Below are 23,730 nucleotides of genomic sequence, written 5' to 3'. Positions count from 1 at the left end.
GATGGAGACCTGTTCCGTTTCGGGCGCCGCGGCGGCGCCTGGCGCCGGCCGCCCGGCACGCCGTGTCGCACGCATGCTGGACGTGATGCTGCGCGCGATCGAATACGTGTCCGCGGCGGTGCTGGCCGTCGATGTGCTCGTCGTGTTCGTGTCGGTCGTGTGCCGCTATTTCCTGCATGACCCGCTCGACTGGACCGAAGAGGTCGCGAGCGCGCTGATGATCGTGCTGGTGTTTTTCGGTGCGGCGACGGTGCTCGGGCGCAGCCAGCACGTCGGCATCGACCTGTTTCGCGGCTGGTTCCCCGCGCGCTGGCAGGGCGCGCTGGTGCAGATCGGCCACTGGATCGTCGCGGCCGTTTCGCTGAACCTGCTGGTGTCGTCGTGCCAGTTGCTGGCCGATTCGTACGACCAGTTGACGCCGGGCGGGCTGCCGGGCTGGATCAACGTGTACCCGATGATGTTCGGCGCGCTGTTCATGACCGTGTTCGCGCTGGCCAACGCGCTCGACGCGCCGCGCCGCCGCGTGGCCGGCACGCTCGCGTGCTGCGCGGGATTCGCGGCCGCCGTGTACGGATGGAATGCGCTGGTGCCGGCGCACGCGATCGCGCCAGGCATGCTGCTGGCCGCCGGTTTCGTCGGCGGGCTCGTGCTGGGCGTGCCGATCGGTTTCGTGCTCGCATTCTCGGCGCTGCTGTATTTCCTGGCCGACCCGACACTGCCGCTGCTCGTCTATTCGCAGCAGGTCATGGCCGGCGCCGATCACTTCGTGCTGCTCGCCGTGCCGTTCTTCGTGCTGGCCGGGCTGCTGATGGAATCGAACGGCATGTCCGCACGGCTCGTCGAGCTGCTGCTGCGGATTTTCGGGCGCGTGCGCGGCGGGCTCGGGCTGATCGTGATCCTTGCGACAGCGTGCTTTTCCGGCGTATCGGGCTCCAAGCTCGCCGACATCGCGGCAGTCGGCGGCGTCGTGATGCCGGCCGTGCGCCGCGCGCGCCAGGATCCCGACGAAACGGCCGCGCTGCTTGCGTGCAGCGCGGTGATGGCCGAGACCATCCCGCCATGCGTGAACATGATCATCATGGGCTTCGTCGCGAACATCTCGATTGCCGGGTTGTTCGTCGCGGGCATCGTGCCGGCCGCGGTGCTGGCCGCGTCGCTCGCGGTGGTCACGGTGATCACCGGGCGCAGGATCGACGTGTCGACGGTGTTCACGGAACGCCGCGCGTGGCTGCCGCTCGCGGGCGGCGCGCTGGTCGCGCTGGTGATGGTCGCGATGATCGGCAAGGGCGTGACGTCGGGGATCGCGACGTCGACCGAGGTGTCCGCGTTCGCGGTGGTCTATGCGCTGGTGGCAGGCTGGCTCGCGTTTCGCGAGCTGACCTGGCGGTCGGTCGGGCGCGTGTTCGTGCGTGCCGCGTCGATGGCTGGCGGCATCCTGTTCATCGTGGCCGCGGCGTCGAGTGTGTCGTTCGCGCTGTCGATCGAGCAAATTCCGGCGCTGGTCTCGGGCACAATGACCGCGTTCGCCCATCAGTACGGCGCGACGATGTTCCTGCTGCTCGCGGCGCTGGTCATGGTCGTGTTCGGCGCAGTGCTCGAGGGGGCGCCGGCGCTGATCATCTTCGGGCCGCTGCTTGCGCCGATCGCGCTGCAACTCGGCATCAACCCGCTGCATTTCGGCACGGTCGTGGTGGTGGCGATGGGGCTGGGCCTGTTCGCGCCGCCAGTCGGGCTCGGGCTGTTCACGACCTGCGCGATCACGGGCACCGAAGTCCGGCACGTTGCGCGGCCGATGGTGAAATATCTGCTGGTGCTGGTCGCCGCCCTCGTGGCGCTGATTCTGGCGCCGGCGTTTTCGTTGTGGCTGCCGGCCCGTTTCGGCCTGTAGCCGTTTTTTATAGCAAGACGACATGAGTACGATTCAGGACGTGGCCCGTCATGCGGCCGTCTCGGTCAGCACGGTTTCGAACGTGCTCAACGGCCGTACCGACCAGATGAAGCAGGAAACGCTCGAACGCGTGAAGGCCGCGATGGAAGTGCTGCAGTACCGGCCCAGCACGCTGGCGCGCCAGCTCAAGACGGGGCAGACGCCGCTCGTCGGGCTGCTGGTGCCGTCGATGGCGAACCCGATGTACGGCTACATCGCGCGCGAGGTCGAGGCCTGCGCGCAGGAACGGTACGGGCATCGCGTGCTGATCGGCAATACCTATCGCGATGCGAAGAAGGAAGCGTCGTTCTTCGACGACCTGTTCGCGCATGGCGTGCGGCGCGTGATCGTGATCTCGTCGCTGGCCGACGAAAGCCACCTCGAGCGCGCGGCCGAGCGCGGGATGACGGTCGTGAGCTACGACCGGCGTGCGACGCCCGGCGCGCTGTCGAAGGTCGATCACGTCACGGCCGACAACGAGGCCGCCGCGCGGCTCGCGACGCGTTGCCTCGTCGACGCGGGACACCGGCGGCTCGCGTTCGCGACGGTCGCCGGCATGACCGTGAGCCGCAGCGACAAGATCCGCGGCTTTCTCGCGACGGCGCGCGACGCGGGCGTCGAGGCGCACGCGCGGGTGCTCGACGGCGGTCCCGCGAACGAGTACGGCGATGCCGTGATCGTCGACGTGGGGCGCGCGCTGGGCGTCGCGCTGGCCGCCGATCCGGCGCGGCCGACCGGCATCGTCGCGGTCAACGACCTGTTCGCGCTGGGCCTGATGGCCGGGTTGCGCGACGGCGGCCTGCGCGTGCCGGACGACGTGTCGGTCGTCGGGATGGACGGTCATTTCCTGTCGGCGATTTCCAATCCGGCGCTGACCACGGTGCAACTGCCCGTCACCGAGATGGCCGAGGAAATGGTGCGGCGCGTGATGCGGCCGGATGGCGACACGCCGCCGGCGCTCGAGCCGCACGTGTTCTCCGGCGTGACCCTCATCGAGCGCGCGTCGGTCGCGTCGCCGCCGCAAGCGGACGATTCGCACGGAGGGGCCGCATGACGCGCGTCTTCGTCACGCATCCGACCGGGATGCTCGACCATTATTTCGGCGCGAAGGCGCTGCGCGCGCTGCAGGCGATCGCGGACGTCACGTGCAATCCGCTCGATCGCGAGCTGGGCACGGACGAACTGGTCGCGGCCGCGCAGGGTTGCGATGCGATGATCGCGTACCGGCAGACGCCCGCGCCGCATGCGCTGTTCGCCGGGCTGCCGGCCCTTGCGGCGTTCCTGCGTTGCGCGGTCGATATCCGCACCGTCGATGTCGACGCGGCGAGCGCGTTCGGCGTGCTGGTTACGCAGGCGAGCCCCGGCTTCGCGCCGGCGGTCGCCGAGTGGACGGTTGGCGCGATGATCGATCTCGCGCGCGGTATCGGCCGCTATGCGTCGGCCTATCACGACGGGATGCCGCTGGCGCCGCAGATGGGGCGCGAATTGCGCGGCAGCACGCTCGGCCTGATCGGTTACGGACAGATCGCGCGCCACCTTGCGCCGATCGCGACGGCGCTCGGGATGCGCGTGCTTGTCAGCGATCCGTATGTGCGCGTCGACGCGCCGACGCTCGAACAGGTCGAATTCGCGGCGCTGTTGCACGCCGCCGATTTCGTCGTGTGCCTCGCGCCGGCGACGCCGGCCACCGCGAACCTGATCGATGCGGGCGCGTTCGCGGCCATGAAGCCGGGCGCGTATTTCATCAACGCGTCGCGCGGCGAGCTGGTCGACGAGCAGGCACTGTCCGACGCGCTCGACACGGGCCGGCTCGCGGGCTGTGCACTCGACGTCGGGCGCGCGGCGGACCAGATGCCGACGCCCGCGCTCGCCGCGCATCCGCGGGTGATCGCGACGCCGCATGTCGGCGGCCTGACGTTGCCCGCGGTCGAGCACCAGGCGCTGGAGACGGTCGATCAGCTCGCCGTGCTGCTCGACGGAAGCGTGCCGCGCGGCGCCGTCAACGCGGTGCACGCAACGCGGCTGGCGCGCTGGCGCACGGCAGGGGCAGGGGCAGGGGCAGGGGCAGGGGCAGGGGCAGATACCGGGCGGGGCTCGCGATGAGACGCGACGCGCCCACCGGGCGGCCAGCCGAAGCGTGCGATTGCCACATCCACATCTACGACGACGCCTATCCGCTCGCGCCGACGGCGACGTTCCGTCCGCCGCACGCGCCGGTGGATGCGTATCGCCGAGTGCAGCAGGCGCTCGGCCTGGCACGCGTCGTGATCGTGCAGCCGACCGGCTATGGTGTCGACAACCGTTGCCTGCTCGACGCGCTGGCCGCGTTCGGCCAGCAGGCACGTGGTGTCGCGACGTTGCCGGCCGACGTGCCGGATGCCGAGCTCGCGCGGTTGCACGCGGCGGGCGTGCGCGGCGTCCGGTTCATGATGTTGGCGGGGGGCCTCGCGCGGTGGGATGAACTGGAGCGGGTGGCCGCGCGGATCGGGCCGCTTGGCTGGCATGTCGACCTGCAGTTCGACGGCCGGACGCTGCCCGACGTCTTGCCGTTGCTGTCCTCGCTACCGGCGCGTGTCGTGATCGATCACACGGGCAAGTTCCTGACACCCGTCGCGCCGGACGCGCAGGCGTTTCTCGCGCTGCGGCGCCTGCTCGACCGTGGCCATGCCTGGGTGAAACTGTCCGCGCCGTACGAGACCTCGCGCTCGGGCGCGCCCGGTTACGACGATGTCGCGCGCCTCGCCACCGTGCTGGCGCGCAACCATCCGGCGCGTTGCGTATGGGGCAGCAACTGGCCGCACCCGAACGCGTCGCCGGTCCCCGACGACATGGGCTTGCTCGACTGGCTGGGCGCTTGCACGGCAGACGACGCGGTCACCCGCGCGATTCTGGCCGACAACCCTGCCGTGCTTTACGGATTCTGAGCCGGCTGCAAGGACGGGGCAGAGTGTGACAAGCTTTCAATCCGGAAGCTTGCGTATGCGATGGCAAGCAATCCTGAATGGGCGCGACAGGTCGCAGTCCTGCAAATCCTTACCGCGCTGAAAGCTGTTTCGCTACCGTTGTTCCAACGGAGGAACGCAGCGCTTCGCTGCACTGCGACAACTGCTTGACGCTGCATGCCGGTCGGCGCACGATACGTCCGTGCATTTGGAGCGGGACGCGCCGGCCGCGCGGTTCCTGCACCCGCGACACGCAAAAGAACAACGATGAGCCTTTACGCCCTCGTACCGGAATACCGGCCCCGCGTTTGTCGGCCCGCCGGAACAACGCTTCTCCCGACGCTCGTCGCGTCACGTATCCGTCATCCCGTTTCGTACCGTGCATCGGTACACTTTCCCGTTCGCGCGCGAGCCGCGACGATGAACGGCGCCTGCCTGGCGCGCCGCATCGCCGCGCTGTCCGCCGCCCCTCATCACCGCATCCTGAACGGCGCCTACACCGGCGTCTCGTGACGCCCGTTGCGCCCATCCTTGTATTGCACCGCCGGCTGGTCTGGCTGCCCGGCGGCACCGAAGTCCGAAGCATTTCGATTGAGCTTGAAAAGGCAGACGCAAGCAGTTCGGTTCGAGGTTCAAGGAGAAAAACTCATGTCGCAGCTTTCGAATGAAGAAGCAAACGGCAGTTCGGGGAGTGGCAAGGTCAAGCTGATCAAGTGGGCGATCATCGTCGCCGGCGTCGCGATCGCGGCACCGGCCGCGCTGTTCATCCTGAAGGGGGTGATCGCGCTGGTCGCGGCCGGCGTGATCGGCCTCGGCGCGATCTATTTCGCGCCGGTCGTCGCGATGAAGTTCGCGAACCAGAAGGTGAAGATGATCGTCGAGGAGGCGCAGGCCAATCCGATCGAGACGCTGATCAACCAGCTCGCGGAAAAGCGCCAGGCGGCCCAGAAGTTCGCGGACAGCATCACCGCGTTCCGCACCGAGGTGAAGAACTTCGAGAGCAAGACGGAACTGTTCGAGAAGCAGTACCCGGACGACGCGCCGCGCTTCCGGCAGCAGCTCGACACGATGAAGCAACTGCTTGCGTTCCGCGAGAGCCGCTACAAGCAGGTGCAGGCCGAGCTGAAGAATTTCGCGTCGGCGATCGACCGCGCGAAGGCGATGTGGGACATGTCGCAGGCGGCGCAGCAGATGAACAAGCTTGCGGGCCGGCAGGCGTCCGACACGTTCGAGCAGATCAAGACCGACGTGGCCGTCGATTCGGTGATGCGCTCGGTCAACAAGGCGTTCTCCGAAATGGAGACATCGCTGTTGGATAACCCCGAGGTCAAGCAGGCCCAGCAGCAGGCGGTGATGAACGCCCCGCACGCACCCGGGCTCGATACGGCGAACCCCGCGCAGTTGCCGTCGAAACAACAATAACTTCCCGCAGGCACGCAACCATGAAAAAACTTCTTGGCGCCATCGCGTTTCTGGTAGTGCTCGTCGGCGTATGGATCGTGCATCAGGGCGGCCTGTCGACGCTGATGCCCGCGCATGACGCGGCGCCGGCCTCGACCTCCGCGCAAAGTAGCGACACGAGCCAGCCCGCGCAGACGTCGCCGTCGGCCAATGTATTGCCGGCCGGCTTCACGCCGCAGGCCAGCACGCTGAAATCGATTGCCGAAAACGGCCTCGTGCGGATCTCGGTGCAGAACCCGAGCGAGCCGTTCTTCGGCGAAGACAAGGGCACGCCGCACGGCTTCAACGTCGAGTTCGCGCGGCTGCTGTTCGCGGATCCGTCGTTCTCGCACGGCGGCAAGCCGGTTGTCGTCGATACGCGTCACGAGGTCGACACGTACCCGGGGGTGCCGAAGCAGCTGCTCGATACGGACGCGAAGGGCAACCACGTGGTCGACGTCGCGATGGACGGGCTGACGTTCCCGGACAACACGCCGGCGGGTGTCGTCTACTCGGTGCCGTACGTCGACGATTTCGGCTATTCGCTGATCGTGCGGCAAGGCTCCGCGATCCGCTCGGCCGACGATCTCGCGGGCAAGACGGTGGGCATCCTGAAAGGCGACCCGGACGTGCGCGCGTTCGTCACGCGCCAGTATCCGAACGTGAAGTTCGTCGAGGTCGACGATTCCGATCCGGCGTTCATCGCGAAGAGCCTCGACGGCCGGACGGTCGACGCGTTCATCTACGACTATCCGTTCGCGGTCAGCTCGATCAAGGGCACCGACCTGAAGTTCGCGGTGACCAAGCTCGACGGCTCGAACATCGCTTACAAGATCGGCGTGCGCGCCGACGACCAGGATCTGCTGATCTACCTGAACGCCGCGATCGCGAAGCTCAAGCAGTCGCCGCAGTATCTCGACCTGCTGCGCAAGTATTTCGTCAGCGACCAGGCGGTGACGACCGCGGCCGCGTCGGGCGAACACACGTATGTGGTGAAGGCGGGCGACACGCTGAACATGATCGCGGCGAGCAAGCTCGGCAGCGGCCAGCGCTATCGCGAGATTCAACGCCGCAACAACCTCGCGAACCCGAACCTGATCCTGGCGGGCCAGCACCTGGTGATTCCGGTGCGGTAACGGCAGCGTGACGTGAACGAAGGAAGCTGAAGGGACGTGAAACACTACGCGCGGCCCGGCGGAGGTGATCCGCCGGGCCGCGCGCTTTTCTGCGTCAGTGCGTGATCGACAGGAACAGGTAGGCCGCGAACAGCGACAGGTGTACGACGCCGTGCAGCACCGTCGTGCGCCCCTGGCTGAGCGTCAGCGTGCTGACCAGCAGGGTGAGCGCCAGCAGCACGGTTTCCATCGGGCCGATGCCGAGCGTGAGCGGCTGGCCGACCCAGATGAACACGGCCGCGACGGTCGGGATCGTGAGCCCGATGCTCGCGAGCGCCGAACCGAGCGCAAGGTTCATGCTGGTCTGCAGGCGATTCGCGCGCGCGGCGGTGACGGCTGCGAGCCCTTCCGGCAGCAGCACGAGCGCGGCGATCACGATACCGACCGCGGCTTCGGGCGCACCGAGCTGCATCACGGCGTGCTCGACGGCCGGCGACAGCAGCTTCGCGAGCAGCACGACCGCGACGAGGCTCACGAACAGCAGCAGCATGCTGATCACGGCGGTGCGGTTGCTCGGCGGCGCCGCGTGCACCGATTCGTTTGCGCTGTCGTGCGCGGTGAGGAAGTAGTCGCGGTGACGCACGGTCTGCACGAACACGAACGCGCCGTACAGCACGAGCGACGCCACGCCGGCGAACGCGAGCTGCGATTTCGAGAAGAACGGGCCCGGTGCGGCGTTCAGGTAGTTCGGCATCACGAGCGACAGCACCGACAGCGACGCCAGCACCGCGAGCGCCTTGCTGGCGCCGCGCCCCTGGAAGTCCTGTTCGCCGTGCTTCCACGCGCCGACCAGCAGGCAGATGCCGACGATGCCGTTGCAGATGATCATCACGGCGGCGAACACGGTGTCGCGGGCGAGGCCCGATTTCTCGGGGCCCGCGCCGAGCATCACCGACACGATCAGCGCGACTTCGATGACGGTCACGGCGACCGCGAGCACGAGCGTGCCGAACGGTTCGCCGACGCGGTGCGCGACGACTTCGGCATGGTGAACGGCGGCGAACACGGCGCCGGCGAGTGCGGCGGCGAACACCGCGATGACGAGGCCTTCGGCCGGCACGACGCGCGACAGCGCGAGGACCAGCCATGCGGCAAGCGGGGCCACGAGGGTCCAGCGCGGGAGCTGGTTGGACGAGAGCGGCATGGAGGGTTTCCTTATGCGAGTGGCGGCGCGCGACGCGCTGTCACGGGTTGACGAAGCCCGGCCGTACTATCCGCCGAACGAGGACGATGAAACCTGGGGTGGCAGCACGCAATGGCTGCCCTGGGTTCGCCGCCGTGAGGCGGCAAGGGGCGCGGGCGGGCCGAGGCCCGTCGCTGGATGAAACGGTTCGATGCGGCCGGCCGCAAACGGCGCGGCGAGCCCGCGTGACGACGCACGGGCCGGAGGCTCGGTTCCGACCCCGGAAGGGCGGCCGGCGATGGACGGCGGTGGCGGCGTGACACGCGGTTTCCCCCTGAAATCCGGCGGTTTGTCGAATTTTATCAGGCGTTCGGGGGGCACTATCTCACATTCGAACGCTTTCATTGACCTTTCGGTTTACAAAAAGTGCCCGAATCTTTCAATTTTTTTGTCTTTGCAGTTTCCGTAACGGTCTCTTGCACGACAAATTCGGGCTCGCCCTGACATAAATCGACCGACCGGTCGGTTTATAATCGCTCGCACCTCCACTTCATGACGGATCGCAAGCGATGGCTGTTTCTTCTGCACATTCGGTGAACTCGGGCGCGCTGGCGCCGTCGGCCGTCGTCGGCGTGATCGGCGCCGGCGCGATGGGCGCGGGCATTGCACAGGTCGCGGCGGCGGCCGGCCATACGGTGCTGCTGTACGACCTGAACGAAGCGGCCTGCGACAAGGCGCTGGCGGGCATCCGCGCGCAGTTCGCACGGCTCGCGGAGAAAGGCCGGCTCGAACCGGCCCAGGCGGACGCGGCCGGTGCCCGGATTCGCGCGGTGCGTGACCTGGCCGATTTCGCGGGCGCCGCGCTGATCGTCGAAGCAGCGGCCGAGCGGCTCGACGTGAAGCGCGAGATCTTCGCGACGCTCGAACGCCACGTCGACGACGCGTGCGTGCTGGCGACCAACACGTCGTCGATCTCGATCACGTCGATCGCGGCCGGGCTGCGCGTGCCGCAGCGCGTCGCCGGCCTGCATTTCTTCAACCCGGCGCCGCTGATGGCGCTCGTCGAGGTGGTGAGCGGTCTCGCGACCGCGCCCGACGTCGCACAGGTGCTGGTTGCGACCGCCGCCGCGTGGGGCAAGCAGCCTGTGATGGCGAAATCGACACCCGGCTTCATCGTGAACCGCGTCGCGCGGCCGTATTACGCGGAAGCGCTGCGCGTGCTGAACGAGCAGGGCGGCGCGCCGGCATCGATCGACGCGGTGATGCGCGAGGCTGGCGGTTTCCGGATGGGGCCGTTCGAACTGATGGACCTGATCGGCCACGACGTGAACTTCGCGGTGACCGAATCGGTGTTCCGCGCGTACTTCAACGATCCGCGCTACACGCCGTCGCTGATCCAGCAGGAACTCGTGAACGCCGGCTTTCTCGGGCGCAAGTCGGGGCGTGGCTTCTATTCGTATGCGGACGGCGCGACGCCGCCCGCCCCCGATCTCGAAGCACCGCGCGACGCGCCGGCCGGCGTCACATTGTTTGCGCAGGACGGCCCGGCCGCCGCACTGCATGCGCGTTTCGCCGAACGCATCGCGGGTGCCCGGCAGGCCGACGCGCACGCCGACGACCTGCTCGCGACGGCCGGCCGCGCATCGATCGCGCTGACCGACGGCCGCACCGCGACCGCGCGTGCTGCACAGACGGGCGTGGCCGATCTCGTGCTCGTCGACCTGGCGCGCGATTACGCGCAGGCCGGGCTCGTTGCGCTGACGCGCGCGCTCCAGTGCAGCGATGCGGCCTATGCGGACGCGGTCGGCCTGTTCCAACAGGCGGGTTTTCGCGTCGTCGGCGTCGCGGACGTGCCGGGCATGGTCGCGATGCGTACCGTCGCGATGCTCGCGAACGAGGCGGCCGACACGGTGAACCAGGGCGTGTGCTCGCCCGCCGATCTCGATCTCGCGATGGAGAAGGGCGTGAACTACCCGTGCGGCCCGCTCGCATGGGCCGATGCGATCGGCATCGGCCGCGTGTATCGCGTGCTGTCGAACCTGGCGGCGAGCTACGGCGAGGACCGCTATCGCGTGTCGCCCCGCATTGCCGCGCTGCACGCAGCCGGCCGCCTGTTCCGGTCGTAACGCCGGCCCCGTTCCCACGATCACGATAACGACATCACTCCATTGGAGGAGCACCCCGATGACTCACCCGACGCATCCCGCCGCCGCCCTCGAGCCGATCGAGACCGCCAGCCGCGACGAACTGCAGGCGCTGCAGCTCGAGCGCCTCAAGTGGTCGCTGCGCCACGCATACGACAACGTCCCGCACTATCGCCGCACGTTCGATGCGGCGGGCGTGCATCCGGACGACCTGAAGTCGCTCGCCGATCTCGCGAAATTCCCGTTCTCGACCAAGAACGACCTGCGCGACAACTACCCGTTCGGGCTCTTTGCGGTGCCGCGCGAGCAGGTCGTGCGCGTGCATGCGTCGAGCGGCACGACGGGCAAGCCGACGGTGGTCGGCTACACCGCGCGCGACATCGACACGTGGGCGAACGTGACCGCGCGCTCGATCCGTGCAGCCGGCGGCCGGCCGGGCGACACGCTGCACAACGCGTTCGGCTACGGCCTCTTCACGGGCGGTCTCGGGATTCATTACGGCGCGGAACGGCTCGGCTGCATGGTCGTGCCGATGTCGGGCGGGCAGACCGAGAAGCAGGTGCAACTGATCCGCGATTTCGAGCCGAAGATCATCCTCGTCACGCCGTCGTACATGCTGAACCTGATCGACGAGATGGTGCGGCAGGGGATGGATCCGGCCGAGTCGTCGCTGAAGATCGGCATCTTCGGCGCCGAGCCGTGGACGCAGGCGCTGCGTGAGGAAGTCGAGACGCGCGTGGGCATCGACGCGCTCGACATCTACGGGCTGTCGGAAGTGATGGGCCCGGGTGTCGCGTGCGAATGCGTCGAGACGAAGGACGGCCCGGTGATCTGGGAAGACCATTTCTATCCGGAGATCATCGATCCGGTCACGGGCGAAGTGCTGCCCGACGGCAGCCCGGGCGAGCTGGTGTTCACGTCGCTGACGAAGGAGGCAATGCCGGTGATCCGCTATCGCACGCGCGACCTCACCGCGTTGCTGCCGCCGACCGCGCGTGCGATGCGCCGTCTCGCGAAGATCACGGGCCGCTCCGACGACATGCTGATCGTGCGCGGCGTGAACGTATTCCCGAGCCAGATCGAGGAGATCGTCGTCGCGCTGCCGCAGCTGTCGGGCCAGTTCCAGATCACGCTGTCGCGCGACGGGCACATGGACCGGCTCGACCTCGCGGTCGAACTTCGCTCCGAAGCGGCCGCGTCCGTCACCGACAGCGATCGCGCGGCGCTCGCGCGCGAGCTGCAGCACCGGATCAAGACGATGGTCGGCGTGTCGTCGGGCGTGACGGTGCTGGCGGCAGGTGGCATTCCCGCGACCGCGACCGGCAAGGCCCGGCGCGTGATCGACCGCCGCCAGGCCGCGTAATTCCGATGTTTGTCGTTCTACCCGAGGAAACCTGTTCGATGGATGGATTGAAGACCCTGGCCGTCACGGTCGATGCGCGCGGCATCGCAACGGTCGCGCTGCAGCGCGGCGACGTGCTCAACGCGTTCGACGAGACGATGATCGCCGAACTGACCGATGCGTTCACCACGCTCGGCCAACGCGACGATGTGCGCGCGATCGTGCTGCGCTCGGACGGCCGCGCGTTCTGCGCGGGCGCCGACCTGCAGTGGATGCAGCGCGCGAGCGCGAACGATGCGGCCACGAACCTGCGCGATGCGGAGCGGTTCGCCGCGATGATGCGCGCGATCCGGCAATGCCCGAAGCCGACGGTGGCGCGCGTGCAGGGCCATGCGTTCGGCGGCGGCGTCGGCCTGTGTGCGGCGTGCGACATCGTGATCGCGAGCGATCACGCGCGCTTTTCGGTCAGCGAGGCACGCTTCGGGATCCTGCCGTCCGTGATCGGCCCGTATCTGGTCGAGGCGGTCGGCCAGCGCCAGGCGCGCCGGCTCGCGCTGACGGCGACCCAGCTCGCCGCCGGCGAGGCGGTCGCGATTGGCCTGATCCACCAGGCCGTGCCGCTCGATGCGCTCGACGAAGCGCTCGACAAAACGATCGCCGAACTCGGTCGTAACGGCCCGAACGCGCTGATGGAGATCAAGCGTTTCTTCGACGCGATCGGCGAGTATCCGCCGTCGGACGAGCGTGCGGCGTTCACCGCGCAGACGATCTCGCGCGTGCGGGCGACACCGGAAGCGAAGGAAGGCTTCGCCGCGTTCTTCGCGAAGCGGCCGCCGGCATGGGAGGCGGGCGCCGAGTAACGGAAAACGGCGACGATCGGCCGTGCGGCGGGCCCGGCCGCAATTTGCGGCTCGGGCGCGGGCGCTTGCTCTACAATGCGTGACCCCCGGCGCGCTGCCGGCCCAGCCCCGACCGATTCTTCATCCGATGATCGTCAACCGCCTTATCTCCGAGATCCTGTTCGGCTTCACCGGCCTGATCGGCATCATCAACCCGATCGGCATCGCGTTCCTGTTTCTTGAACGGACCGAGGCGCTCACCGAGCAGGAACGCGATCTGCTCGCGAGGAAGGTCGCGTTCAACGCGTTCATCGTGCTGATGGTCGCGTTCTTCGCCGGCACGCCGGTGCTGCATTTCTTCGGGATCTCGATGGAAGCGCTGCGAATCGGCGGCGGCTTCGCGGTTGCAGTGGCCGGCTGGCAGATGCTGAACGAACCCGACGGCCCGGGCGGCGGCGACACACCGGTCAAGCCGATCGACGCGAACGCGATCATGACGCGTGCGTTCTTCCCGCTGACCATGCCGCTGACGGTCGGCCCCGGCTCGATCGCGACCGCGATCGCGCTGAACGCGAACCGCACGCACAAGCTGTCGGAGTTCATGCTGTCGAGCATCGTGTCGATCGCCGTCTCCGTGCTGGTTGCGATCGTGATCTGGCAGGTCTACAGCCGCTCCGCGCTGCTGTCGCGCTACCTCGGCAGCGAAGGCACCAAGGTCGCGAAGCGCGTGTCGGCGTTCCTGCTGCTGTGCATCGGCGTGCAGATCATGCTGACCGGCTTTTCCGCGTTCCTGCAGCCGATCGCCGACCAGGTCAAGTAAACGGCCGGCGCCGCCGTGCAACCGGCGCCCCGCACGACCTCGCGCTGACAACTACTCCCTTCGCACGATGCGGCGACGCCGCACGCCTTTTCGCCACCCGCGATACCATGCGACGGTCCGGCGGATGCGCGGCGCGCATCCGGCCGTCAGCTCAACTTCAATGGCGAGGCGTGCAATGGAATACGTGAAATTCGGATCGACAGGGCTGGAAGTGTCCAACCTGGTGCTGGGTTGCATGACGTTCGGTGAACCGTCACGCGGCTCGCATCCGTGGACGCTGCCGGAAGCGGAGAGCCGCCCGATCATCCAGCGGGCAGTCGAAGCCGGCGTCAACTTCTTCGATACCGCGAACATGTATTCGGACGGCACGTCGGAGGAGATCGTCGGCCGCGCGCTGCGCGATTTCGCGAAGCGCGACGAGATCGTGATCGCGACCAAGGTGTTCTACCGGATGCGGCCGGGGCCGAACGGCGCGGGGCTGTCGCGCAAGGCGATCATGACGGACATCGACCAGAGCCTGAAGCGGCTCGGCACCGATTATGTCGATCTCTACCAGATTCACCGCTGGGACTACGGCACGCCGCTCGAGGAGACGCTCGAGGCACTGCACGACGTCGTGAAAGCCGGCAAGGCACGTTACATCGGCGCGTCGTCGATGTTCGCGTGGCAGTTTGCGAAGGCGCTGCACACGTCGAAGCAGCACGGCTGGACCCGCTTCGTCAGCATGCAGAACCACCTGAACCTGCTGTATCGGGAAGAAGAGCGGGAAATGCTGCCGCTGTGTGAAGACGAAGGGATCGCGGTGATTCCGTGGAGCCCGCTCGCGCGCGGCCGCCTGACGCGCAACTGGGACGAGTCGACTGAACGGCAGCAGAGCGATGCGGTCGGCCAGCGCCTTTACGATGCGACGGCGGAGTCGGACAAGGCGGTCATCGACGCCGTTGCGACGATCGCGGCGGCGCGCAACGTGCCGCGTGCGCAGGTCGCGCTCGCGTGGGTCGCGCAGAAGCGCGGGGTCACCGCGCCGATCGTCGGCATTTCGAAGCCGCAGCAGCTGGACGACGCACTCGCCGCACTCGAGCTGAAACTGACCGGCGACGAGATTGCCACGCTCGAACGCCCGTACGTGCCGCACGCGGTCGCCGGGATCAACTGAGCGGCAGCGCCGCGCGGCCGTCAGCGCGCGGCGGCGAGCATCGGGTAGGTGAACAGGCCGAAGTGGACGACGTTCAGCCCCGCATGCGCGAGCGCGGACGCGAGCAGTCCGCCGCGTCGCCATGCGAGGCCGTAGCCGATGCCGGCCACCGTGCCGAGCACGATCCATTGCCAGCCGCCGGCCGCATGCGCGGCGCCGAACAGACCCGCGCCGATCACCAGCGCGGCCCACGGCCCCCATGCGAACGCGCGGAGCGCGCGTGTTAGGCCGCCTTGCACATAGCCGCGGAACAGCGCTTCCTCGGCGAGCGTCACGATCAGCAGGTTGTTGACGAGCCACAGCCAGCCCGACGGCGGCCATTTGGGCGCCCAGCCGACCATCCCGAACGCTAGCGCGCCGGCCAGGCACGCGGCCGCCGTCGCCACGGCCGCCACCGCGCCGGTGCGCAGCGCGCGCGACAGCGGGATGTCGGGGGCGACCCACGGCAGCACCCACACCAGCCACAGGCCGATGAGCGGCTTGTCCAGATTCAGGTACATCGTGAACGGCACGGCATCCGGCGTGAAGCGCGTCGCGGCGATCACGCGCGGATTGTGGAAGCCGGGAATCAGGTGCAGGCTGAGCGCGATCGCGAGCGCGGCAAAGACCACATGCGCGGCGATGCGCACCGCGCGCGGACGCTCGGGCATCACGCCCCAGGCGGCCGCGGCCAGCAACGCGAGCGGCGCCAGCGTGAGCGGGGCGAGCTTGCCGAACGCCAGCGCGCACGCATAGCCGAGCGCGGCGAGGCAGACGCTCAGGCCGTGCTGCGGGCGATGCCACGCGAACGCGGCGGCCGCGAACAGGGCGAGCCAGATCGTGGCGGACGGAAGGAGCGAAAGGGACATGACAGGCGCGGCATTCGTCGGACGAGACGCCGCGCATCATACAGCAGCCGTCTTGCGATGCCGGCCGGCCGGGCGCGGTCAGCGGTCAGCGGCCGGCGGTTTCGGTGACGCCGTCGCGACCCGGGATATGGACGCTGTTGCGCACGCGCATCCGCCGCCGGTACCAGAACGTCCACATCAGCAGGCAGCCGAACACGGCATAGCCGATGATCGGCGACACGACCAGCACGCGTTCGACCGGCCAGGTCACGACCATCCAGAGGCGCAGCAGCATTTCCAGCGTCATGAACGCGCCCCAGACGAAGGTCATCCGCCGGAGCATCTGCCGCAGCCCCGGCTGCGCGTCCCAGACGGCTTCGAAATGCGCGGCGCCGCCGTCCATCTCGCGGGCCACGGTGGCGCGGGCGAGATAGAAGATCAACGGGCGTTCGCGGAACAGCGACAGCAGGAACACGACGCCGATCGTGCCCGACGCGAGCGACTCGCGCATCAGCAACGTGCGCGGGCTGCCGCCGAGCGCCATTCCGATGATCGACAGCGCGATGCCCAGCAGCACGATGGCCGCCACCGCATCGACGCGGCGCGAGCGGATGAATTCGACGATCGACCAGATGATCGGCGGGACCGCCGATGCGTACAGCGCGCCGGTTTCGCCGAAATACGGCTGCGCGGCCCGATAGGCAACCCACGGCAGCACCAGGTTGACGAAGAGTTCGAGAATCAGTCCGGCTCGCGGTTTCACGGTGCGCCATTCCACGCAGGTTGGGGCGAACGTTCAAAGGGCGTGGTGGCCCCCGGTTGCCCCGAAAAGGGTTCGGTCCAGTATATCGAAGAAACGGGCCGGGCTGCGGCGTCGCAGCGGCCGGTTGCCGGTGGCGCCATCGTCATGGATTCGCCGCCGCGGGTAGCGTGATCGTGACCGTGGTGCCTTGCAGCACGACACTGTGCACGTGGATGTTGCCCTCATGCCGCTCGACGACTGCCTTGACGAACGCCATGCCGAGCCCGACGCCGCTGGTTTCCGGCTGGCCGGCGGTGCGGAAGCGCCGGTAGCGCTCGAACAGCCGCATCTGGTCCGCACTGCCGATCCCGCACCCGCTGTCGCGGATCGTGCAGCGTACGGTCGTGCCGTCGGCACCCGGCTCGACCTTGCATTCGACGCTCGTCAGCGGCGCGCTGTACTTGATCGCGTTGTCGAGCACGTTGATCAGCGCGCGCGACAGCAGCGCCGGGTCGCCCAGCACGATCGTGTCGTCGCGCCGCGGCACGTCGTCGATCGACATGGATTTCCGGTGCGCGAGCGGCCACACCGCGTCGCGCGCCTCGTTCATCAGGTCGGCGAGGTTGACCGGCACACGTTCGTATTCGCTGGCCTCCGCACGCGAGAGCTGCGCGAACCCGTCGGCCATGGCCAGCGTGTGCCGCGCCAGCTTGCCGATTCTCGCGAACTGCAGCTTCATCGGTGCATCGCCCGCCCGGTGCGCCTGCGTGTCGATCAGGATGATCAGCGATGTCAGCGGGGCGCGCATGTCGTGCGAGAACAGCGTCAGCATGTCGTTGCGCTGGCGCTCGAGCATGTCGCGGCGCACCGTCGCGTTGCGCAACGTTTCCAGCGCGTCATGGATGCGCGAGATCTCGGGCCCGATGCCGCGCGGCATCGCGACGTGCGACGTATCGCCGTCGCTGAGTGCGACGATCCGGCGGCCGAGCGCATCGAGCGGCTTCGACAGCATCCGCTGCGTGGCGCGCGCGAGCGAGACCAGGATCGCGATGCACAGTGCCGTGGCGAACGACGACAACCCGACCTTGATCCGGGCGGCGTTCCGGTCGCCGATCGCGCGGCGCCGGGCCAGGTCGATCACGCGGTCGCGCAGCAGTTCGCTCGGCCGGAAATGCGGCACGATCGCGCGGGAAAACTCGGCCGCGCTCATCGTATAGGCGCCGTTCCGGCCGCTGGCGACCGTCGCGTCGACGAGCGGCAGGATGTGCGCGTCGAAGGCCGTGTTGAGCTGCGCATAGTCGCGTGCCACGTCGGGGTCGTCGAGTTGCGCGCCGATCGCGCCGTCGATCAGCGCGCGCAATTGCTCGATGCGGCCGCGCATCCGCATGATGTCCGCGAACTGCGTGCGATCGAGCGCCTGCCGCGCGAACATCGGCGCGATGAGCAGCGAGCCCGTGCGGCCCGCGTATTCCCGGAGATCGCCGAGGAGCCGCGCTAGCAGGATCGCACCCGACGTGCGCGGGGCGCGCATCGCGGTGTCGGTCATCGCGCCGTCGATCAGCAGCGACAGCGTGTCGACGACCCGGAACAGGTGTGCTTGTGCGTGCTGGATATCGTCGACGGTGCGTGACGCGAGCGGCCGCGCGTCGAGTGCATCGACTTCCGCACGCGCATCGGCGAGCGTCATCCGGGCCGAGTCGAGTGCCTGCAGCAGCTTGCCGCGTTCGCGATCGTCGAGCGCGGTCGCCTGCGCGATGCCGGCGTGAAAGCGTTCCAGCGCCCGGTCGGAACGCGCACGCGCGGCGAGCAGGTTGCGGGCCTCGGTGGCGCCGTCGTCCTGCAGGCGGACCAGCAGGTTGTTCGTCGGGCCGCGCTCGGCCGAGATCACGTTGGCGGCGCGCATCGCACCGCGGACGAATTCGAAGCTCTGCAGGTCGGCGTTCTCCTGCCGGTATTGCCGGAAACTCCCCCAGATGATCGTGCCGCACAGCAAGGCCAGCAGCGTTGTGACGAGTGCGAAGCCGATGTGCGTCTTCTGCTGGATCGTCAGCGATCGAATGTTGTATGCGTGTTCTCGGTTAAACGAGAATGATCGATTCATGACACACCATGTTTGCAAGCTATCCCGGGTGGGCCCGTATTCTCTGCCTGTCTGCGCCGTGACGCCGTAAGGTTTTTGTGGGGGAGGGAGCCGCCTTCACGGGGCGGCAACGATCCCGGCCGGGAAGCCTGATCGTGCCTGGCACAGGATCGCCTTGCGTCAATGTCCTGTCGACATCGAACGAATCGCGCTTGATCCGGAGAAACCCTGATCGCGTACCGGGCCCGTGGCGCGTGACGGTGGATGGTTTGGATTCCGAATGTTTTGAAACGTCGTGCCCGACCGGTACGCGGCTTCGAGTCCGCTTCGGACGACGGCAGCAAGGCAGGGAGGGGGGCGTGCAGGGGGGGGCGTGCCGGCAGGCAGGCACGTCGCCCGTGAACGGGCGACGCTTCAGGGCGATACGGCAGCAGGCGTGCCGCGGCGCGAATCGCTGCCGCGGCCGTGCGAGCGGTCAGGCAGCGGCGGGCTGAACGATGATCTTCACGTTCCGGTCCTTGTGGTTGACCAGTTCCTCGAAGCCGTGCGAGACGATGTCGCCGAGCGCGATGCGCCCGGTGATGAGCGGCTGCACGTCGATGCGGCCGTCCGCGATGAAGCGGATCACGTCCGCGAATTCGCCGTTGTACGCGAGCGAGCCGATCACTTCCTTCTCGGTCGACACGATGTCGAAGAAGTTGAACGGCGCCGGCTCCTCGAAGATGCCGACCATCACCGACTTGCCGGCCTTGCGGATCACGTCGATCGCGAGCTTCGCGGTGGTCGTGTGCCCGATGCACTCGAACGACACGTCGGCGCCGTAGCCGCCGGTCAGCGCCTTGACTTCCGCGATCGCGTCCGACGTCTTCGGATCGATGACGACGCTCGCGCCGACTTCCAGCGCCTTCTGCTTGCGCGCGGCCGACATTTCCAGTGCGATCACGCGCCCGGCGCCCGCGGCTTTCGCGCACATGATCGTGCACAGGCCGATCGTGCCTGCGCCGACCACGACGACCGTCTGCCCGACGATGTTGCCGGCTTTCTTCACCGCATGCAGCCCGACCGCGAGCGGCTCGATCAGCGCGCCGGCCTCGGTCGGGAAATCGTCGGGCAGCTTGTACAGCAGCTCGGCCGGCACGTTCACGTATTCGGCGAACGCGCCGTTGTTCATCAGCCCGGTGAACGCGAGGTTCTCGCAGATGTTGTACAGCCCGTGTTTGCAATACCAGCAGGTGCCGCAATGCTGGCATGCGTCGGCCGTCACGCGGTCGCCGACCGCGAAGCCCGTCACGCCCGCGCCGAGTTCGGCGATCTCGCCGCTGAACTCGTGGCCGAGGATGCACTGGCCCTTCAGGCCCGTCAGCGGATGCGGCGCGTCGACCGGGATGAACACGGGCCCGGCGACGTATTCGTGCAGGTCCGAGCCGCAGATCCCGCACCAGTGCACGCGAATCGTGACCCAGCCTGCCGGCGGGCGCGCCGGAACGGGAACCTGTTCGACGCGGATGTCGTGGCGGCCGTGCCAGACGGCAGCTTTCATGCTGAGGGCGGTGGTCGATGCCGGTGTACTCACGTTGCTGTCTCCATCAGGTTGTCGTCGGGCGCAAGGCGTGGCTGCCGGCGTGCCCGTCGCGCGATTGCGCGATAGACCGGTATGCAGGAACGGGGCCAGCTTGAGTGGGGGCGCCGGGCGGCGGCTGGGCGGGAAGGGAATGGCGCAATGCATCATCGCTGTGTCCGTTGATAGGGAGGGATGGCGAGGGGTGTGGCGTGGAATTTGCTGCGTAAGCAAAACCGCCAGCCGGATGAGACGCTGGGACATTCGTCTCAGCGCAATGAGACGAATGGCGAGACGCGCGGCGATGGCCGGCGCGGTTCGACGCGGTTCGACGCGCGTTCAGGCGATCACTTCGTCGACCGCGATCGGTGCGAGCAACGTGAACCCGGCGGCGCGGTAAAGCGGCAGACCGGCCGCGGTCGACACGAGCCACACACGCTGCGCGCCGCGTTGTCGGCCGATTGCCGCGATCGACGGAACGGATCGTTGCGCACATTACCCCTTTACTTGAAGTGAACTTCAATTTGTATCATGTGCGCCAGTCCGATCGCGGACGCGTGACGGATCCTGTGGCACGCGGCCGCTTCAACCGAGGTGGAGATGACCGAATCGCCTGTCGCGGCCGATGCCGCCACGCTGCCGTCGCGCCGCTACCAGGCCGCCGTCGCGAACGTCGTGCTGGCGAGCATCGTGTCGGCGCTGCACGTCGGCAAGGCGACGATCGCGTTGCCGTCGCTCCAGCACGAGTTCGGCGGTTCGCTCGCTTCGCTGAGCGGGATCATGTCGGTGTTTCCGTTCGTCGGCGTATTTGGCGGGATCGCGGCCGGCGTGCTGGTGCGGCGCTGGGGCGACCGGCTGCTGCTGATCGCGGGCCTCGTCATCCTCGGCCTGTCGAGTGTTGCCGGCGCATCGGCCGGCAGCTTCGCGCTGCTGCTGGTCACGCGTTTCGCCGAAGGGCTCGGGTTCGTGATCGTGGTGGTCGCCGCGCCGGCCGTGCTGAATCGCGTGACGCCGCCCGAGCGGCGCACGCTCGCGTTCGGGCTGTGGAGCACGTTCATGCCGGTTGGCATGGCGCTGTCGATGCTGGTCGGGCCGCTGCTCGGCGGCTGGCGCAACGGCTGGCTCGCGGCCGCGGCGTTGACGCTCGTGGCGGCGGCCGCGGTGCCCGTCACGACCTCCGTCGATGTGCCGTCGCGGCAGGCCGCCGCGCCGCGCATCGGGCCCGCGCTGCGCGACGTGCTCGCATCGCGGTCGACCACGCTGCTCGCGCTGGGATTCGCCATCTACAACGTGCAGTTCTTCGCCGCGATGACGTTCCTGCCGGTGTTCCTGATGCAGCGCCTCGGTGTCGCGGTCGGCGCGGCGGGGCTGATCAGCGCGGCGATCGTCGCCGCATGCGTGATCGGCAACCTGACGGCCGGCTGGCTGCTGTCGCGCGGCGCACGGCCGGGGATCGTGATGGCCGCGACGTCGGTCGCGATCGGCGCGGCTGGTGCAGGGCTGTTCAGCGCGGCCACGCCGGCACCGCTCGCGGTCGCGCTGGGTTTTGCGTTCTCGGCGATGGCGGGGATGCTGCCCGCGACGATCCTCGCGTGCGCGCCCGGCTCCGCACCGACGCCGTCGCTGGCGCCGCTCAGTATCGGCTGGGTCGTGCAGGGCAACTATCTCGGACAGGTGATCGGGCCGCTGGCGATCGGCGCGATCGTCGCTGCCTTCGGCTGGTCGGGCGGCATCGGGCTGATGCTCGCGGCGGCCGTCACCGGTGCGGCGATCGGACTGTCGCTGCTGCGCGAACCGATGGGCCGGCGCTGAGCGCGGCGCCGTTCAACCTGTACGGAAATCCGTCAAGCATGCTCAACACCATGGAAAGCCTGATTTGCGAAGAAGACCAGCCGTGCGATGCGCCGGCATGGGTCGAACACGATGCGATGCCGCCATGTGACGGCGTCGCGCATCCGCTCGTGACGATCGGCCGGGTGCCGGTTCCCGAGCACGCGGCGGCGGCCGTCTCGCCATTGCGTCCGCAACTGTTCGTCACGGTGCTGGAGGCCGGCGACAACGCGTTGCTGGTTCGCTGGGTCGAGAGCGGCCGTTGCCATTACGGCGAACAGCGCTGGCGTTTGCGCATCGCGTTGCAGCCGGGCCGCTGCGCGATCTCGGGGCAGTCGATCGAGCCGGGCGAGCCGGTGTTCCGGCCGGTGCGGCGGCCCGTGCCGGCCAATGGCGACGAGATGATCCGCCCGGCGTCGGTGCCGGGTGCCACCGGCGCGGCACGTGACGCCGCCCCGGAGGGCGACGACGCGCGCGTGCCGGCCGACGTGCCCGGTTGAACGCGGGCCGGCTGCAGCGCCGCGTTACTTCTTCACGTCGTGCCGGTACTGGATGAATCCGGCGTTGTTTGCGAGCTTGTCATACAGCGCGCGCGCGGTCGTGTTGGTTTCGTGTGTGAGCCAGTACACGCGGCTCGCGCCGGCTTCGCGGGCATGGTCGTACACGGCTTCGATCAGCGCACCGCCTGCGCCTTGCCCGCGTGCGTCGGGGGCGGTGTAGAGATCCTGCAGGTAGCAGTAGGGCCCTTCGGTCCAGCACGAGCGGTGGTAGATCGAATGCACGATCCCGACCAGCGCGCCCGATGCGTCGAATGCGCCGAGCACGAACATCGGTTCGGCGGGATCCATCAGGCGGGCCCACGTCGTCGCGAACACCGCGTCGCTCAGCGCGGTGTCGTAGAACTGCTGATAACCCTGCCACAGCGGGCGCCACGCGGCTTCGTCGGCGGCGACGAGCGGGCGCACCGTGACGCGCGTCGCGTCGTGCGCGCGGCTGGCTGCATCGCGCGCGCTCGCCTGTGCGTGACGGATCGCGGTGAGCGACTGGCGCTGCTCGCCCTGCGCGTCGAAGTTCTCCGGGGCGAGCCATGCGTCGAACGCGGCGCGGACGTCCGGCCATTCGCCGTCGATGATCGAGAACCACGCGGTGTCGCGATTGCGGCCGCGATAGATGATCGCCTGCCGGAACGTGCCTTCGTAGCGGAAGCCGAGCCGTGCGGCGGCCTTGCGCGACGGGATGTTCAGGTCGTCGCACTTCCATTCGTAGCGCCGGTAGCCGAGCGTGTCGAACGCGTACTTCATCAGCAGGAACTGCGCTTCGGTCGAGATGGGTGTGCGCTTGAGCAGCGGCGAGAACGTGACGGAGCCGACCTCGATCACGCCGTTGGCCGGATCGATGCGCATCAGCGCGAGCGTGCCGACCGCGCGGCCGGTGGCACGGTCGATCACCGTGTAGTGCAGCGGATCCGGGCTCGCCTGGGCGGTACGCGCGTAGTCGCGGTAGCTCGATTCGTCGGCGTACGGGCCGTGCGCGAGATAGGTCCAGTCGCTGCCGTCCGGCGCCTGGGCGTAGGCGGCGTGAAGGTCGGCCGCGTGGCGCTCGGCGTCGAGCGGTTCGAGCCGGCAGTAGCGGCCTTCGAGGACGATGCGCTCCGGCCGCGGGCGCGCGGACCAGTCGGGAACGGGGTGGCCGATGGGCTGCTGGAAAGCGTTGGTGAGCGTGGACAAGGTCGATCTCGCTTCGGTT

The 23,730-nt window shown here is 68.4% G+C and carries 20 protein-coding genes; 14 read left to right on the top strand and 6 right to left on the bottom strand.

From position 1 onward, the window contains the following. Window position 1 precedes the first annotated feature (1 nt). From LGN19_RS04690 to LGN19_RS04660, 7 genes are all read left to right on the top strand, one after another. Window positions 2-1,888, top strand: a complete 1,887-nt coding sequence (locus tag LGN19_RS04690) for a TRAP transporter large permease subunit (RefSeq protein ID WP_226213405.1) — start codon at window positions 2-4, stop codon at window positions 1,886-1,888. Window positions 1,889-1,910: 22 nt separating this feature from the next. Continuing rightward, window positions 1,911-2,981: a LacI family DNA-binding transcriptional regulator gene (locus tag LGN19_RS04685; protein WP_122947268.1), complete on the top strand. Its 1,071-nt coding sequence runs from the start codon at window positions 1,911-1,913 to the stop codon at window positions 2,979-2,981. Further along, a complete protein-coding gene (locus LGN19_RS04680) occupies window positions 2,978-4,030 on the top strand; it encodes a hydroxyacid dehydrogenase (RefSeq protein WP_226213404.1) in 1,053 nt (350 codons plus the stop codon). The genes LGN19_RS04685 and LGN19_RS04680 overlap by 4 nt, the downstream gene beginning before the upstream one ends. Then, window positions 4,027-4,851 (top strand): amidohydrolase family protein, encoded by an 825-nt coding sequence (locus LGN19_RS04675; RefSeq protein ID WP_226213403.1) that lies wholly within the window; start codon window positions 4,027-4,029, stop codon window positions 4,849-4,851. The genes LGN19_RS04680 and LGN19_RS04675 overlap by 4 nt, the downstream gene beginning before the upstream one ends. Window positions 4,852-5,136: 285 nt before the next feature. Then, on the top strand, window positions 5,137-5,382 hold the full coding sequence (locus LGN19_RS04670; RefSeq protein ID WP_226213402.1) for a hypothetical protein: 246 nt from the start codon (window positions 5,137-5,139) through the stop codon (window positions 5,380-5,382). A gap of 135 nt (window positions 5,383-5,517) precedes the next feature. Next, window positions 5,518-6,291, top strand: a complete 774-nt coding sequence (locus LGN19_RS04665) for a hypothetical protein (RefSeq protein WP_226213401.1) — start codon at window positions 5,518-5,520, stop codon at window positions 6,289-6,291. 20 nt (window positions 6,292-6,311) lie between these two features. Then, window positions 6,312-7,445: a transporter substrate-binding domain-containing protein gene (locus LGN19_RS04660; protein WP_122947264.1), complete on the top strand. Its 1,134-nt coding sequence runs from the start codon at window positions 6,312-6,314 to the stop codon at window positions 7,443-7,445. A 94-nt stretch (window positions 7,446-7,539) separates the two neighbouring features. Here the strand turns inward: LGN19_RS04660 and LGN19_RS04655 are convergent, their stop codons facing one another. After that, window positions 7,540-8,628, bottom strand: a complete 1,089-nt coding sequence (locus tag LGN19_RS04655; protein ID WP_122947263.1) for a calcium:proton antiporter — start codon at window positions 8,626-8,628, stop codon at window positions 7,540-7,542. 548 nt (window positions 8,629-9,176) lie between these two features. Between LGN19_RS04655 and LGN19_RS04650 the strand changes: the two genes are divergently transcribed. From LGN19_RS04650 to LGN19_RS04630, 5 genes are all read left to right on the top strand, one after another. After that, entirely contained in the window at window positions 9,177-10,733 is a 1,557-nt protein-coding gene (locus LGN19_RS04650) for a 3-hydroxyacyl-CoA dehydrogenase (protein WP_226213400.1), read from the top strand. 58 nt (window positions 10,734-10,791) lie between these two features. Further along, window positions 10,792-12,114, top strand: a complete 1,323-nt coding sequence (gene paaK / locus LGN19_RS04645; protein WP_122947261.1) for a phenylacetate--CoA ligase PaaK — start codon at window positions 10,792-10,794, stop codon at window positions 12,112-12,114. A gap of 38 nt (window positions 12,115-12,152) precedes the next feature. Further along, complete coding sequence (locus LGN19_RS04640; protein WP_175219751.1) at window positions 12,153-12,953, top strand: enoyl-CoA hydratase-related protein; 801 nt, start codon at window positions 12,153-12,155, stop codon at window positions 12,951-12,953. Between the two features lie 127 nt (window positions 12,954-13,080). Next, window positions 13,081-13,752: a MarC family protein gene (locus LGN19_RS04635; RefSeq protein WP_043184423.1), complete on the top strand. Its 672-nt coding sequence runs from the start codon at window positions 13,081-13,083 to the stop codon at window positions 13,750-13,752. 175 nt (window positions 13,753-13,927) lie between these two features. Beyond that, a complete protein-coding gene (locus LGN19_RS04630; protein WP_174956148.1) occupies window positions 13,928-14,908 on the top strand; it encodes an aldo/keto reductase in 981 nt (326 codons plus the stop codon). Between the two features lie 20 nt (window positions 14,909-14,928). Here the strand turns inward: LGN19_RS04630 and LGN19_RS04625 are convergent, their stop codons facing one another. From LGN19_RS04625 to LGN19_RS04610, 4 genes are all read right to left on the bottom strand, one after another. After that, window positions 14,929-15,795, bottom strand: coding sequence for a CPBP family intramembrane glutamic endopeptidase (locus tag LGN19_RS04625; protein WP_226213399.1), 867 nt, complete (start codon window positions 15,793-15,795; stop codon window positions 14,929-14,931). Window positions 15,796-15,880: 85 nt separating this feature from the next. After that, the gene (locus LGN19_RS04620; RefSeq protein ID WP_226213398.1) at window positions 15,881-16,537 is read right to left on the bottom strand and encodes a VC0807 family protein; all 657 of its coding nucleotides are present in this window, start codon (window positions 16,535-16,537) and stop codon (window positions 15,881-15,883) included. Window positions 16,538-16,679: 142 nt separating this feature from the next. Further along, window positions 16,680-18,617, bottom strand: a complete 1,938-nt coding sequence (locus tag LGN19_RS04615; RefSeq protein ID WP_226213397.1) for a sensor histidine kinase — start codon at window positions 18,615-18,617, stop codon at window positions 16,680-16,682. Between the two features lie 454 nt (window positions 18,618-19,071). Beyond that, the gene (locus tag LGN19_RS04610; RefSeq protein ID WP_043184432.1) at window positions 19,072-20,136 is read right to left on the bottom strand and encodes a 2,3-butanediol dehydrogenase; all 1,065 of its coding nucleotides are present in this window, start codon (window positions 20,134-20,136) and stop codon (window positions 19,072-19,074) included. A 618-nt stretch (window positions 20,137-20,754) separates the two neighbouring features. Between LGN19_RS04610 and LGN19_RS04605 the strand changes: the two genes are divergently transcribed. Both LGN19_RS04605 and LGN19_RS04600 read left to right on the top strand, forming a co-directional pair. Further along, on the top strand, window positions 20,755-21,966 hold the full coding sequence (locus LGN19_RS04605) for a CynX/NimT family MFS transporter (RefSeq protein WP_226213396.1): 1,212 nt from the start codon (window positions 20,755-20,757) through the stop codon (window positions 21,964-21,966). Window positions 21,967-22,004: 38 nt separating this feature from the next. Next, window positions 22,005-22,484 (top strand): DUF3331 domain-containing protein, encoded by a 480-nt coding sequence (locus LGN19_RS04600; protein WP_226213395.1) that lies wholly within the window; start codon window positions 22,005-22,007, stop codon window positions 22,482-22,484. A gap of 24 nt (window positions 22,485-22,508) precedes the next feature. Here the strand turns inward: LGN19_RS04600 and LGN19_RS04595 are convergent, their stop codons facing one another. Beyond that, complete coding sequence (locus LGN19_RS04595) at window positions 22,509-23,711, bottom strand: GNAT family N-acetyltransferase (RefSeq protein WP_226213394.1); 1,203 nt, start codon at window positions 23,709-23,711, stop codon at window positions 22,509-22,511. Window positions 23,712-23,730 lie beyond the last annotated feature (19 nt).

It is taken from the genome of Burkholderia sp. AU30198 (assembly GCF_020419825.1).
Classification (GTDB): domain Bacteria; phylum Pseudomonadota; class Gammaproteobacteria; order Burkholderiales; family Burkholderiaceae; genus Burkholderia.
The sequence above is the reverse complement of the archived record's forward strand: the minus strand, read 5'-3'. Positions and strand labels throughout refer to the sequence as shown.

Excerpts from the sequence above, each read along its gene's own strand:
- LGN19_RS04655 (WP_122947263.1), bottom strand. The coding sequence starts at position 8,628 with ATGCCGCTCTCGTCCAACCAGCTCCCGCGCTGGACCCTCGTGGCCCCG.
- LGN19_RS04660 (WP_122947264.1), top strand. The coding sequence starts at position 6,312 with ATGAAAAAACTTCTTGGCGCCATCGCGTTTCTGGTAGTGCTCGTCGGC.
- LGN19_RS04625 (WP_226213399.1), bottom strand. The coding sequence starts at position 15,795 with ATGTCCCTTTCGCTCCTTCCGTCCGCCACGATCTGGCTCGCCCTGTTC.
- LGN19_RS04670 (WP_226213402.1), top strand. The coding sequence starts at position 5,137 with ATGAGCCTTTACGCCCTCGTACCGGAATACCGGCCCCGCGTTTGTCGG.
- LGN19_RS04635 (WP_043184423.1), top strand. The coding sequence starts at position 13,081 with ATGATCGTCAACCGCCTTATCTCCGAGATCCTGTTCGGCTTCACCGGC.
- LGN19_RS04605 (WP_226213396.1), top strand. The coding sequence starts at position 20,755 with ATGACCGAATCGCCTGTCGCGGCCGATGCCGCCACGCTGCCGTCGCGC.
- LGN19_RS04675 (WP_226213403.1), top strand. The coding sequence starts at position 4,027 with ATGAGACGCGACGCGCCCACCGGGCGGCCAGCCGAAGCGTGCGATTGC.
- LGN19_RS04685 (WP_122947268.1), top strand. The coding sequence starts at position 1,911 with ATGAGTACGATTCAGGACGTGGCCCGTCATGCGGCCGTCTCGGTCAGC.
- LGN19_RS04630 (WP_174956148.1), top strand. The coding sequence starts at position 13,928 with ATGGAATACGTGAAATTCGGATCGACAGGGCTGGAAGTGTCCAACCTG.
- LGN19_RS04600 (WP_226213395.1), top strand. The coding sequence starts at position 22,005 with ATGCTCAACACCATGGAAAGCCTGATTTGCGAAGAAGACCAGCCGTGC.
- paaK (WP_122947261.1), top strand. The coding sequence starts at position 10,792 with ATGACTCACCCGACGCATCCCGCCGCCGCCCTCGAGCCGATCGAGACC.
- LGN19_RS04680 (WP_226213404.1), top strand. The coding sequence starts at position 2,978 with ATGACGCGCGTCTTCGTCACGCATCCGACCGGGATGCTCGACCATTAT.
- LGN19_RS04690 (WP_226213405.1), top strand. The coding sequence starts at position 2 with ATGGAGACCTGTTCCGTTTCGGGCGCCGCGGCGGCGCCTGGCGCCGGC.
- LGN19_RS04610 (WP_043184432.1), bottom strand. The coding sequence starts at position 20,136 with ATGAAAGCTGCCGTCTGGCACGGCCGCCACGACATCCGCGTCGAACAG.
- LGN19_RS04665 (WP_226213401.1), top strand. The coding sequence starts at position 5,518 with ATGTCGCAGCTTTCGAATGAAGAAGCAAACGGCAGTTCGGGGAGTGGC.
- LGN19_RS04640 (WP_175219751.1), top strand. The coding sequence starts at position 12,153 with ATGGATGGATTGAAGACCCTGGCCGTCACGGTCGATGCGCGCGGCATC.
- LGN19_RS04650 (WP_226213400.1), top strand. The coding sequence starts at position 9,177 with ATGGCTGTTTCTTCTGCACATTCGGTGAACTCGGGCGCGCTGGCGCCG.
- LGN19_RS04615 (WP_226213397.1), bottom strand. The coding sequence starts at position 18,617 with ATGAATCGATCATTCTCGTTTAACCGAGAACACGCATACAACATTCGA.